The sequence below is a fragment of the Plesiomonas sp. genome (assembly GCF_051652165.1).
In the GTDB taxonomy this organism is placed as follows: domain Bacteria; phylum Pseudomonadota; class Gammaproteobacteria; order Enterobacterales; family CAMTGL01; genus Plesiomonas.
This window is the reverse complement of sequence record NZ_JBOFTR010000016.1, coordinates 428,980-440,901: the sequence shown is the minus strand read 5'-3', so window position 1 is coordinate 440,901 and position 11,922 is coordinate 428,980. Positions and strand designations below refer to the sequence as shown.

Annotated in this window: 12 protein-coding genes, 1 tRNA gene and 1 pseudogene; 7 read left to right on the top strand and 7 right to left on the bottom strand. The window is 46.5% G+C overall.

Annotated features, from left to right (window positions below; genetic code table 11):
- The gene (locus ACRC53_RS11640) at positions 1-3,255 is read left to right on the top strand and encodes a type I restriction endonuclease subunit R (protein WP_438643564.1); all 3,255 of its coding nucleotides are present in this window, start codon (positions 1-3) and stop codon (positions 3,253-3,255) included.
- Between the two features lie 90 nt (positions 3,256-3,345).
- On the opposite strand, the pseudogene ACRC53_RS11635 reads toward ACRC53_RS11640, so the two are convergent.
- The 4 genes and pseudogenes from ACRC53_RS11635 to ACRC53_RS11620 form a co-directional block, all read right to left on the bottom strand.
- Positions 3,346-3,591: pseudogene (locus ACRC53_RS11635) on the bottom strand (integrase); the annotation flags it as partial.
- Positions 3,587-3,736: a DUF4113 domain-containing protein gene (locus ACRC53_RS11630; protein WP_438643650.1), complete on the bottom strand. Its 150-nt coding sequence runs from the start codon at positions 3,734-3,736 to the stop codon at positions 3,587-3,589. The gene ACRC53_RS11630 and the pseudogene ACRC53_RS11635, both read right to left, overlap by 5 nt.
- Before the next feature lie 349 nt (positions 3,737-4,085).
- Positions 4,086-4,162: transfer RNA gene (locus tag ACRC53_RS11625), tRNA-Arg, on the bottom strand.
- Between the two features lie 56 nt (positions 4,163-4,218).
- A complete protein-coding gene (locus ACRC53_RS11620) occupies positions 4,219-5,463 on the bottom strand; it encodes a flagella assembly protein FlgT middle domain-containing protein (RefSeq protein WP_438643563.1) in 1,245 nt (414 codons plus the stop codon).
- 190 nt (positions 5,464-5,653) lie between these two features.
- Between ACRC53_RS11620 and ACRC53_RS11615 the strand changes: the two genes are divergently transcribed.
- A complete protein-coding gene (locus ACRC53_RS11615) occupies positions 5,654-6,298 on the top strand; it encodes a FlgO family outer membrane protein (protein WP_438643562.1) in 645 nt (214 codons plus the stop codon).
- Between the two features lie 71 nt (positions 6,299-6,369).
- Positions 6,370-6,828 carry an LPP20 family lipoprotein gene (locus tag ACRC53_RS11610; protein WP_438643561.1) on the top strand — a complete coding sequence of 153 codons (459 nt, stop codon included), beginning with the start codon at positions 6,370-6,372 and terminating at the stop codon, positions 6,826-6,828.
- A 129-nt stretch (positions 6,829-6,957) separates the two neighbouring features.
- Here ACRC53_RS11610 and flgN read toward each other — a convergent pair whose 3' ends face one another.
- The 3 genes from flgN to flgA all read right to left on the bottom strand — a co-directional run bounded on the left by flgN (position 6,958) and on the right by flgA (position 8,807).
- Positions 6,958-7,371, bottom strand: coding sequence for a flagellar export chaperone FlgN (gene flgN / locus ACRC53_RS11605; RefSeq protein ID WP_438643560.1), 414 nt, complete (start codon positions 7,369-7,371; stop codon positions 6,958-6,960).
- Between the two features lie 42 nt (positions 7,372-7,413).
- The gene (gene flgM, locus ACRC53_RS11600) at positions 7,414-7,746 is read right to left on the bottom strand and encodes a flagellar biosynthesis anti-sigma factor FlgM (protein ID WP_438643559.1); all 333 of its coding nucleotides are present in this window, start codon (positions 7,744-7,746) and stop codon (positions 7,414-7,416) included.
- Between the two features lie 317 nt (positions 7,747-8,063).
- A complete protein-coding gene (flgA, locus tag ACRC53_RS11595) occupies positions 8,064-8,807 on the bottom strand; it encodes a flagellar basal body P-ring formation chaperone FlgA (RefSeq protein ID WP_438643558.1) in 744 nt (247 codons plus the stop codon).
- A gap of 89 nt (positions 8,808-8,896) precedes the next feature.
- Between flgA and ACRC53_RS11590 the strand changes: the two genes are divergently transcribed.
- The 4 genes from ACRC53_RS11590 (at position 8,897) to flgC (ending at position 11,920) form a co-directional block, all read left to right on the top strand.
- Positions 8,897-9,838 (top strand): chemotaxis protein CheV, encoded by a 942-nt coding sequence (locus ACRC53_RS11590; protein ID WP_438643557.1) that lies wholly within the window; start codon positions 8,897-8,899, stop codon positions 9,836-9,838.
- Between the two features lie 3 nt (positions 9,839-9,841).
- A complete protein-coding gene (locus ACRC53_RS11585) occupies positions 9,842-10,681 on the top strand; it encodes a CheR family methyltransferase (protein ID WP_438643556.1) in 840 nt (279 codons plus the stop codon).
- Positions 10,682-11,092: 411 nt separating this feature from the next.
- Positions 11,093-11,503 (top strand): flagellar basal body rod protein FlgB, encoded by a 411-nt coding sequence (gene flgB / locus ACRC53_RS11580; protein WP_438643555.1) that lies wholly within the window; start codon positions 11,093-11,095, stop codon positions 11,501-11,503.
- A gap of 3 nt (positions 11,504-11,506) precedes the next feature.
- Positions 11,507-11,920, top strand: coding sequence for a flagellar basal body rod protein FlgC (flgC, locus tag ACRC53_RS11575; protein WP_438643554.1), 414 nt, complete (start codon positions 11,507-11,509; stop codon positions 11,918-11,920).
- Positions 11,921-11,922 lie beyond the last annotated feature (2 nt).

Genomic DNA, 11,922 nt, shown 5'->3' with positions numbered 1-11,922 from the left:
ATGACTCCCGATAAATCAGTTAGAGAGCAGCAATTCCAAAACGACATCCTTGACCAAATGCTTATCTCAGGTTGGTTGCTAGGCGAGTCGAACAAATACAACAAAGCATTGGCACTTTACCCTGAAGATGTAATTGCGTTTGTACAAGCAACACAGCCTGAGCAGTGGGATAAGTTAGCGCAGCATTTTCCTGCAACAGAGCGTAACCCAAGCGCAACGGCTGATGCTCTACTCAAGTCATTAGAGCAAGAGCTAAAAAATGAAGGTACGCTGTGGGTGCTGCGAAACAAGCTCAGTAATCGTGGTGCGAAGTTTGACCTTTGCAGCTTCAAGCCCGATCACGATTTAAACGAAGCGGCAACCGCCCGTTATGAGCAAAACATTCTGCGAGTCGTTCCTGAGCTGGTTTACTCACCGAACGGCTATGATGGGCGCTTAGATTTAACCCTGTTTGTCAACGGCATCCCTGTTGCTACCTGTGAGCTTAAATCTGAGTTTAAGCAGTCAATTGATAACGCCAAAGTCCAATATATGAAGGACAGGCAGCCGAAAGATCCAAAAACTCGTAAGCCAGAGCCGTTATTAACCTTTAAGCGTGGTGCACTGGTTCACTTTGCCGTGAGTCAATACAACGTAGCGATGACCACTCGCTTAGATGGCAAGAAAACCTTTTTCCTACCGTTTGACCAAGGCACAAGTGAAGGCGGTAAGGGTAACGATATTCCTGAAGATGCTTTCTCTTCGGCTGAAAACTCCTATGCCACATCGTATCTATGGAACGAGATTTTCCAAAAAGATAACCTGCTACTGATCCTTGGCCGTTACATTCACCTTGAGGTGAAAGACGTTGAACACCTAGACGGTTCAATCACGCAAAAAGAAACGATGATTTTCCCTCGTTATCACCAGTGGGCGGTTGTCTCTAAGCTGCTTAAAACGGTGGATAGCGAAGGTACAGGGCGTAAATACCTTATTCAGCACAGTGCAGGCTCTGGCAAATCAAACTCAATTGCGTGGCTGTCTCACCAATTAGCCTCAAAGCATTACTATACTGAACACCCTGAACTCAAGAAGAAGGCGGGTGATAAGGTTTTTGATTCAGTCATCGTGATTACTGATAGAACGGTGCTTGATAGTCAGTTGCAAGATACGATTTATCAGTTTGATCATAACGAAGGAATGATTGCTCGTGTTAACCGAGAAGAGGCCCTCTCTTCAGGTGGAGGGCGCTCTAAATCCAGCCAACTGGCGGGAGAGCTAAAAGCAAGCACCTCAATCATTATCGTGACCATTCAAACCTTTCCACACGTTTTAGAGGCGATCCGCAAAGATTCCACCCTTGCAGGTCGAAGCTATGCTGTGATAGCAGATGAAGCTCACTCTAGCCAAACAGGGACAACCGCTCGCAAACTGCGTGAAGTGCTGATGGCAGAGCAATTAGACGGTGATGAAGAGCTAGACAGCGAAGATATGCTGCGTTTATCACTGGAGGCTCGTAAAGGCTCAAACAAACTCAGTTATTTTGCTTTTACCGCTACGCCAAAGGCGAAAACATTAGAGCTGTTTGGTCGCCGACCAAACCAAGATGAACCTGCGAGCGATACCAACAAGCCTCAGCCTTTCCACGTTTATTCAATGCGCCAAGCAATTGAAGAGGGGTTTATTCTGGATGTACTGCAAAACTACACCAGTTACCGAGTGGCTTACCAATTAGCGCACAACAACCCAGATTTTGATCATGAGGTGGACAGTAAAAAAGCCGCTTCGAAAATGGCGAAATGGGTACGCTTGCACCCGTATAACATTGCTCAAAAAGTAGAAACCATCATTGAGCACTTTAACGAGAAAGTGAAACATCTGCTGGGCGGTGAAGCTAAAGCGATGGTTGTCACCAGTAGCCGTTTAGAAGCAGTGCGATACAAACTCGCTTTTGAAAAATACGTTCAGGAAAAAGGTTACACCCACGTCAATGCGATGGTGGCCTTTTCAGGCGAAGTGAATGATCCTGATTTACCCGATTACCCTTTCACCGAAAATAACATGAACCCGAACCTTCGTGGTCGTGATATGCGTAAAGCCTTTGATACCGCAGATTATCAGGTGATGCTGGTGGCAAATAAGTTCCAGACGGGCTTTGACCAACCCAAGCTGGTGGCTATGTATGTCGATAAGCCATTAAAAGGCGTTGAGTGTATTCAGACCCTTTCACGGCTAAATCGTACCTACAAAGGTAAAGATAAAACCTTTGTGCTCGATTTTGTGAATAACCCAGAAGAGATCTTGGCTGAGTTTAAGGTTTACTTCCAAACCGCTGAACTGGCTGGCGTGTCTGATCCTAACATTGTCTATGAGCTAATGAAAAAGCTTGATAAAGTCGGGATTTACCAGTGGCGAGAGGTTGAAGCGTTTGTTGAGGCGTATAACAACAAGCAAGCAAACCAAGCCAAATTAGCCAACGTGTGCAAACCTGCCGTTGATCGTTTCTCCGTGCGTTATAAAGAAGCTACTCTGGTGCTGCAATCTGCACAGGCGGAGGTGTCGAAGGCAAAAATTGAAAAGAACGATAAGAAAATCAAGTTTGCGGAAAACAGTGTCAAACATGCCAAAGAAGCACGCGATATTCTGGAAGTGTTCAAGAAAGATTTAATATCGTTCTATCGCTTCTACGAGTTTGCGTCCCAGATTGTCAATTTTGATGATTATGAGCTAGAAAAACTGAGTATCTACGCCAAGCATCTTTACCCACTGCTTCGCCTTGATGTGGTGGAGGATGAAATTAATTTATCCGATGTGGTAATGACGCACTACCGTTTGCACGAGCAGCGTGAAGCCGATCTACAGCTTGGTGTAAAAATTGGTGAAGAGCCAAAACCTTACCTATCAGCAGCAAAGGAAGGCAGTGGTGCAGTACCGAAAGACCCTAAAACTGAGCTGTTAAACGAGATCATCCAAAGAATGAACGATTTGTTTATCGAAGATGGTTTGTCTGAGAGTGATATGCTCAATTATGCCAATACCATTGCAGGCAAGATCTCAGAAAATGCCGTGGTGATGGCTCAACTCCGCAGCAACACCAAAGAACAGGCGATGCTTGGTCAATTCCCTGAGTCAATCAACAACGCCATTATCGAGAGCATGGACGTACATAACGAGATGGCAATGAAACTGTTGTCCAATGATGCAGTAGCGAAAGGCTTTGCTGGACTGATGTTTGATGTGTTGATGAAAGGATTGGGTAATTCATTGAAAGTATAGGGCTATAATAGTTCACTACCCGACGCGAGCCCTCGTTGAGAGGTTGAAGGTAGTGAACTATGAGGGTATGCATGACCCTATTTGGCTACTTTAGCTGCCACCAATAACTTTCAACTGCTTAGTCCCAGTAACAGAGAGGTTGCCTTTGGCGGCCTCTTCAATATGCTCACTCCACCAGCACATCATTGGCTTTCTGCGTTCAAGATAATCCGTTCGATTATATGCACTGCGAACCTGATTATCGTCTACGTGAGCCAGTGCAGCCTCTATCAAATCAGGTTCAAAACCTTGTTCATTGAGCGTGGTGCTTGCCAGAGAGCACAAGCCGTGGCTAACTCACCACCAAAATATCCGCTAACGACGTGGTATAGCGCGGACTCAGGTATTCGCGCTTCATCATCCATTCAGAAGTATCTGTGCCTCTCGAAGCAAAATGAATCTTTCCTCGATGGCTGTGGTTAATGCGGTCGATGACCTGCATTGGTGCTTCTCTGCGCTGGTGGCATTGTGGGCTGGTAAACAGATCGCCTTGTTGGCAGTTGAAAAGCATGAAATCAGAAATGGCCAACGCAATCGTCTTTTGTGTGGAGGTCACTTCTAGGTACAGAAGCCCTCTGAATTTTCTGGGTGAGCTGTTTATCAATGTTTGAGTTGAGGCGATTTGCGCTCAATGAATATATTTCTCTAAAGGCATACGTGAGCGAAAAGAGAGTCGCATCAAACTTTGAGCAAAATGTTTATATGTGGTCTATAGCGTGTTGGCTGTTGGGCCCCAAGCTAAAAAGTGGCTTTTAGTGGGGATGTGCTGATGTGTAACTCATTGATTTTAATGGTGCTCCCGACTGGATTCGAACCAGTGGCCTTCCCCTTAGGAGGGGGACGCTCTATCCAACTGAGCTACGGGGGCAACCGCGCCATTATACTGATTAATCCGCGTTTTTTAAGCTTTTAAATACCGTTTGCCTATGATTTAGTCACTAAATCACCCACTTGTACGGTAGAACCAGCACTTAATCCGCGGCTGCTAAGTATTGCATGGGTGGGGTAAACCTGTGTCACGGTGAGCCGAACACTGCTCGGTGTGAACATCTCTTGCACCTGACCTTGCTGGTCGATGAACTCGGTAGTGTGCAGCAATTTTAACGTATCGCCCTTACGTACGCCGTTGCGTGTGCCAATATTAATGGTCAGGCGATCGCCATTGATTGCACCGATGCGCGCCTGCGTGCTGCTGCACCCAAGTTGCGTATCTAAATCTTGTGCTATCTGATCGGTCTGTAAACGAATGGCATACCCATAAGCAGATTGCCAAAAGTTGGCACTGCGCGTATCAATGCGCGCGGTGCGTTCAAAGGGCCACTGTGCCTCGGTGCGGTATAGTTGCTGGAAAACTTGCTCACCGTTGTAGCTGTCAAAAACCTGAATATTGACCGCAAAGTTACGCTGCATAACGCTGGCCGAAAAATACTGGCTTAAACCGGTCTGGGGGATCGGGGTCAGATCAACAAGCTGCCCCGTTAACAAATACTGCACCTGTTGCTGCTCACCCACAGCGGCTAACCAGTTGGCCGAGGAATCGGCTGGAATGTGCGTGTTCTGATAACTGCGCACTTGCAACCCTTGTAATGCCTGACGAAGTTGGCGCTCAAGTACTGTGGGATAATCAGTATCCAAATTAAAAATCGCACCGGTAGAGGCCTGCGTCAGATCATCTATCGCAAAGCGATACACTGACATCGGCTTACTGTAACTGAGCTTGCGGCACATCTTTTGATCTGGCGTGATATCGGCACGTAGCGTCAGCGTATAACGGCCCTGTTGTGTAGTGGCACTCACAATCATCGCACTGCGGATCGGGCTGCTTTCAGCATAACTGACAGGCGTATCATGGCTGATCAGTGAATTAACCAACGGGGTCTGATACTGCATTGATACGCCAGCGTAACCGAGTAACTGGCCGGTAGCATCCATCAACGCCAATCTGCGCAACTGTGACTCATCTCCCGCCTGTGTCGGAATACTGACATGGGTCTGATACCAAGCGGCATAAAGGTTGCTTGTAAACAGACTGCTGGCCAGTACGCTGGCCGCATACAACAAACGTTGGCGGGATACAGCTCTCATCGGTGATACCTGAATAATCCTGACAATGGCGACAATAAAGGCCGCCGATAATAGTAATGGGGCAAAGCGCAAAGAGATGCGCATAGCCTGTACACGGCGTCATAACAGATGCAATGACACACATAGTCACCCACGCTGCGCAACCGCTTAAGCGAGACAACAGTGAACGCTATGCAATTACTGTTCCGTCTATGATGGAAATGATCAGCACCTTGCTCAAGTTTTTATTAAAGCAGGCGATATAACAATAAGAGAGTGATAGAGGGCACATAACGTGAATCAGCGAAAAACATCATGGGTTGCCGGTCTGGTATCAGCACTGCTACTGAGCGGGTGTGCAAGCCATCAGCCTTCAGCAGAACAGCCGTATGTCATGGATAAAAACCATATAGAGGTGCTACCGCGCCACAGCGTAGACTACTTTGTGGATGCAATGGCGCGCCAGTTGGTGGCATCGAATAAAAATTTGGCCAGTGGTGGATCGGTGGCCGTGGCTTCATTTGTTGATTTACAGCAGATGGATCAGACCAACTGGTTGGGCAACCTAATGGCTGATTCTTTTATCTATCAGTTGCAACAGCGTGGGTTAACCGTACTCGATTACAAAACAACCGGGCAAATCAGAGTCACGCCACAGGGTGATTTTGCGCTCAGTCGCAACTGGCGTGATCTGCAAAAAACCTATCGGGTGGATAATGTTCTGACCGGTACAATGCTGCGCCAAGGATCAGGGATCCAGATCAATGCGCGAATTATCCGTTTTAGCGATCGGGTGGTTATCGCCACTGCACAAGGTTTTTTACCAGCAGAAAGGCTGGGGCGCAGTGTCGGGAATAGCAATAAAGTGCAATTACGCGATGGCATGATAGTGCGTGGTGACAATACCTTTAGCGCCCCTAGTGTCATTATTGCACCATAAATCACCACGCTAGACATATCGATATTGGCCGAGCAAGCGGTAAATATATGGCAAAAAAACAGGGATAACAGATGCACAAGTTGAAAAATGGTTTAGCACTGGTGTTTTGTACGGCACTATTGGGCTGCGCACCAAACAGTAGCCAGATCCTTAATGCGGTAGGCTATGCTCCAATCGCCGTGCAAGCGGGGAAAACAGCCCAAGAGCGTCAACTGCAAGCGATGCGTGCCTCGCGTCTTGATGCATACCGTGATATGGCAGAACAACTCTACGGCTTAAAGGTGAGCAGCCATACCCACGTGTTGTCATCAGGTTCACTGCGTGATGCCGGAGTACAAACTCAAGCCGCAGGGTGGGTACGCGGTGCGCAAGTAGTTCGTAGCTATCCGGTAGGAGATAACTATGTCACCGAACTGCGTCTTGATCTGAGTAACGTCAAAAAATTGCCAGCGGTTACCCGTGTACCACAAGCAGCAGTCGAGAAAAAAGAGCAGGTGATCTTAGTGCCTGGCCGTAGTGCAACGTTTTAACGTATCTATACTGTCCGACATAAGATCCCAGAATAGATTAGCGTTACCGCTATGCGGTAGATTAGTATGAATACTGAACGGTGAACATGTAATGGTAAATGCTGTTCAGCAAGGCAACAATCGGCCGGTTTACACCTTCACATTATTCCCTAGAGTCGAGGTGTTGAGCGTTTTCCCATCTGCATTATAGGTCATCATCTCTTTACCGCGCACGGCCATTAACTGATTGGCTAAACGGCTAAGACTAATGCGTGCCTCTTTCATTATCTCACCAAGGAGATGATTTTTGGTTTGGCACGATTGCAATAACTGTTGAACAGTGAGCAAAAGCGCATCTTGCTGCTTGAGCTGCGCTCGCTCTGGATGTTGTGCAATCTGCTGATCAGTGGTCTGTAGGGTTTGCAATAACACATTTTTTTGCTCACTAAGTGTAAGCAGTTGATCAGCCTGATGCTCAGTGAGCGCAGTCAGTTCACTGTCAATTAGCTGATCTAATGTCTGTAGCGTTATTTGCTGTTGAGTGAGTAGTGCATGCAGTGTCATTCGCATATCCTGTTACTGGTCAGTGGGTTATCGCATGGGCACTTAATAAGAGCCTGACTCTAACTTAAGCAAATTTGCGGCCAGTTTTTCAGGGTTTACCTGATATTCACCCGCATTAATGGCTTGTTTGAGGCGCTCAACTTTCTCGCTATCAAACGGCATCTCACTGTTGACCTGCTTTGGCACTTGCGCAAGCGTTTGGGCTTGTGAAGTCAGTGTTACTCCGTCAATAGCAGAGCCTATTTGTGATGCAGTTGTGCTTGGCGATATATCACTTGCCGCAGTATCACTGTGTGAATTTACCGTATTTGATAAGGCTTTCCCTGCTGCGGCTGAATTTAAATGTGTATAAGTAACTTTATCAATGCTGCTCATGGCACTATTCCTATGCGACTTTTCATTCTTATTCGGCATGTATTCAAGTGTGGAAAAAATCGTAATGCACTATTTTTAAAACGTATTTTTAAAACGTATTTTTTAAAGTCCACTTTCTCAAAATACGTATTCTCAATATACGATTGAACAGGTCATCCTCACTATCACAATGCCGAATTACATCAACAACGCTTATGTCATATAACGGCATCGCCACCAAGAACTTGAGCATTTATTTTGGGGGATACAGACCTAAAGCCAAGTTATTCGCTGTGCCGTAAAACCCCGCCGTTCAGGGCGAGGAGGATGTCAAAAGATCAATACGTTACAGAGGCTTCGCCCACCGCAGTCACCACCGCACTGACGACCCGTTGTGAACGATTATTGCGAATTTGAACCGTATCACCCAGTGTACCATTACCCAGGGCAACGCCTGCTGCAATAACCGCTAACCCAGGTTTACCCGCTTTGAGCACCACGCGATCCCCCTTACACACCTGACAAATTTGCGCTGCAGAGATGGGGGCGGCTGCATTGAGTGGGCGTACCGTTTTTGCACCAATGAGCAAAGAGAGATCGTCAAAAATCCGTGCATGCGCCTGACGCACATCTTTGTAAGCGAGCACCAAATCATCCGCCTGCAAGAGCGTATCGCTGCGAATCGCACGGGCAGTAACAACCACTGGGCTAACTGACAAAATTTTTACTGGCACATACACTTGCCAATTTTGGGTTGGGCAGCGCACCAACACCGTTGCCTTCGTAGTAAGTGTTTGCTTACCGGGCAGCGAGCTTACCAGCTCAGAGGCGCACGCAGCGAACTGCAAACGGCTATCGAGCGGTGCCGCGTTAACTTGATGCTGCAGCTCACTGTTTGCAGGCAGTTGGCTAACAACAAACGCCTCAGCCGCTTGACTAATACTACTCAACGCTTGTTGTGCAGGCTCAGAGGTTGCCGCTAATGCTAGAGTGGCATAATTAATGCTTAAGAATACCCCACTAAGGCCGATAACGAGCTTAATTGGGCGTAAAGCCTGAACCAATGGCGTTGAGAAAAACACAAAACGTCTCCTGTTATGCTAAATACCCTGAACATACTAAGGGGATATGCGTGATAAAACAGATAAAAAATTGCTGGGAGTAGCCTGTTATGGCGGGGATTTTAGATTCGGTAAACCAACGGACACAACTGGTCGGGCAAAATCGTTTAGAGCTATTGACGTTTAAGTTACAAGGTTCGCAACGTTACGGCATTAACGTATTTAAAGTCCGTGAGGTTTTGCAATGCCCGCGTTTAACTATGTTGCCGAATTTAAACCCGATCGTCAAAGGCATTGCGCATATTCGTGGTCAGACGTTGTCAGTGATTGATATGAGCTTGGCAGTAGGCGGGCAACCGGTTGATGATTATGAAAAATGTTTCATTATCATCTCTGAGTATAACCGTTCTGTGCAGGGTTTTTTAGTGCAATCGGTTGAGCGTATTATCAATATGAATTGGGAATCTATTTTACCGCCACCAAAAGGGGCGGGGAAAATAAACTACTTAACTGCTGTGACTGAAGTGGATAAAGAGCTGATCGAAATTCTGGATGTTGAGCGTATTCTCGATGAGATCTCCCCTGCGCCGACACATATTAGCCAGTCAATTTTAGATGCCGCGGCAGATGAGGTAAAAAACATACAAAATGCCGGTAAGAAAATATTGGTGGTGGATGACTCAAGCGTTGCCCGTAAGCAAATTGAGCGTGCATTGACTAGCATTGGTCTTGATTGTGAAATGGCCAAAGATGGCCGCGATGCGCTTGAGCGTTTAAAACAGGTAGCCGCCAAAGGTAGCGTATATGATCACTACGCACTGATTATTTCAGATATTGAAATGCCAGAGATGGATGGTTATACCTTAACAGCCGAAATTAGGCATCATTCACAATTTAATGCGCTGCATGTGATTTTGCATACCTCGTTAAGCGGGGTGTTTAATCAGGCGATGGTCAGTAAAGTGGGGGCAAATAATTTTATCGCTAAATTTAACCCTGATGAACTGGCTAATGCCGTTAATCAGGCACTTTTTCAATTAGCCTCAGAGTAACCCATGAATTCTGCTAACTTTAGTGAACACGAGTACCAAGAGTTCAGCCGTTTTTTAGAGTCGCAGTGCGGTATTGTGCTCGGTGATAATAAACAGTATTTGGTTCGCAGCCGCTTGACCCCCTTGTTGCCCCGTTATGGGTGTACGCATCTCTCTGAGCTACTAAAACAGGCATTACACGGCATTAACCGTGACCTGCGAATCTCGGTGGTTGATGCCATGACCACGAACGAAACTTTATGGTTTCGTGATAACTATCCGTTTGATATTCTAGCAAACAGCCTATTGCCAGAATTTGCTGCGCAAAAACGGCCAATTAAAATTTGGTCAGCAGCCTGCTCATCAGGGCAAGAGCCTTACTCGATTGCGATGACGGTACTTGAAACCCAGATGCGTCGCCCTGGAATGTTACCAACGTTACAACCGGCGCAGATTGTGGCAACCGATATCTCACCACAAATGCTCGAAATATCGCGTCAGGCCAGTTACGACGCATTGGCACTCGGTCGGGGTTTATCACCAGAACGTAAGCGTCAATTTTTTGAAGCGCAACCCGATGGCCGTATGCAACTTAATCACAAAGTCCGCAGTTTAGTCTCGTTTAAGCCGCTGAACTTAAAAGAGAGTTATGCGCTAATGGGCAAGTTTGACATTATTTTCTGCCGTAATGTCTTGATCTATTTTTCCGCTGAAATGAAATCAAAAGTCATTAACCAGTTAGCCTCTTGCTTGCAACCGGGCGGGTATTTGCTGCTTGGTGCATCAGAGTCAATGACAGGGTTAAGTGATCGTTTTGAGATGGTGCGTTGTACCCCTGGTATTATCTATAAACTCAAACCGTGAGTGATCGATTTACAGGTAAAAAGCACACATTAATTGTGGTGATAGACTCACCATCACGGGGCTAAATTTGCCCCGTTTTTTATGCGCAAAACAGGCGCTGGATCAGACTAAGATATCGGGGAAGAGATCCCTTTTAAACGTGCTTTTTGTCAGAGTCCACACAGCGTGTTTCCCCTTTTATTAGCACAGTTTTTTAATCTTTTCACTGAAAACTCGGCAAAAAACTCTTTTTTTTGTGAGAGAAATTCGCTACGTGCAGAGTCTTATTGAGTGTGATTCCCCTTATATTTTCCTTCTGTTTCTCTTACAAAACATCGTACATATTGCTGTTCAGATATTTTGGCGCACATTTTGGCACTAAGTTTGCTTACCTTACTGCATACACTTCGACTGATGTATGCGGAGAGAGAGATGGCAATCAGTTTCGATAAAGCATTGGGTGTGCATCAGTACACGCCTGGTTTGCGTAATCAGCGCACCGAGATATTGGCCAGTAATATCGCCAATGCGGATACTCCTGGCTATAAAGCGCGTGATATGAATTTTTCACAAGCACTGGATCAGGCCGTTACACAAACGAGCAGCAACTTAAAGCGCAGCAGCTTGTCGATGAGCCATGATCGCCATATCTCTGCTGCCTCTGATTTCTCAGGCACGACAGCTTACCGTATTCCTAATCAGCCCGATGCGGGTGACGGTAATACCGTTGATCTGCAAGTTGAACGTAATCTGTTTATGGAAAACAGCATTGAGTATCAAGCTTCGTTGCAATTTTTGGGCGGTAAATTCAGTGGCTTGAAAAAAGCCATTCGTGGGGATTAATCAATGAGCTTGTTTAATGTTTTTGATGTTTCCGGTTCGGCAATGAGTGCCCAATCGGTACGTTTAAATACAGTGGCCAGTAATTTGGCTAATGCGCAGAGTGTCAGCAGTTCAGCCGATGAAACCTACAAGGCGCGCCACCCGGTGTTTAATGCCGCGCTAGATGATGCGCTCAATAGCAGCTCAAGTGTACCCGTTTCAGTGGCAGGCATTATTGAGAGCCAAAAACCGTTGAACATGGAGTACCGCCCCGATCACCCATTGGCAAACCCCGATGGTTACATCTTCAAACCAAATGTGAATGTGATGGAAGAGATGGCCGACATGATCTCAGCGTCGCGCTCATACCAGACGAACGTGCAGATTGCCGATGCTGCCAAACAGATGGCGATGCAAACCCTCAATCTGGGCAAGTAAGG

Excerpts from the sequence above, each read along its gene's own strand:
- ACRC53_RS11640 (WP_438643564.1), top strand. The coding sequence starts at position 1 with ATGACTCCCGATAAATCAGTTAGAGAGCAGCAATTCCAAAACGACATC.
- ACRC53_RS11630 (WP_438643650.1), bottom strand. The coding sequence starts at position 3,736 with ATGCAGGTCATCGACCGCATTAACCACAGCCATCGAGGAAAGATTCAT.
- ACRC53_RS11620 (WP_438643563.1), bottom strand. The coding sequence starts at position 5,463 with ATGCGCATCTCTTTGCGCTTTGCCCCATTACTATTATCGGCGGCCTTT.
- ACRC53_RS11610 (WP_438643561.1), top strand. The coding sequence starts at position 6,370 with ATGCACAAGTTGAAAAATGGTTTAGCACTGGTGTTTTGTACGGCACTA.
- flgN (WP_438643560.1), bottom strand. The coding sequence starts at position 7,371 with ATGACACTGCATGCACTACTCACTCAACAGCAAATAACGCTACAGACA.
- flgM (WP_438643559.1), bottom strand. The coding sequence starts at position 7,746 with ATGAGCAGCATTGATAAAGTTACTTATACACATTTAAATTCAGCCGCA.
- ACRC53_RS11590 (WP_438643557.1), top strand. The coding sequence starts at position 8,897 with ATGGCGGGGATTTTAGATTCGGTAAACCAACGGACACAACTGGTCGGG.
- ACRC53_RS11585 (WP_438643556.1), top strand. The coding sequence starts at position 9,842 with ATGAATTCTGCTAACTTTAGTGAACACGAGTACCAAGAGTTCAGCCGT.
- flgB (WP_438643555.1), top strand. The coding sequence starts at position 11,093 with ATGGCAATCAGTTTCGATAAAGCATTGGGTGTGCATCAGTACACGCCT.
- flgC (WP_438643554.1), top strand. The coding sequence starts at position 11,507 with ATGAGCTTGTTTAATGTTTTTGATGTTTCCGGTTCGGCAATGAGTGCC.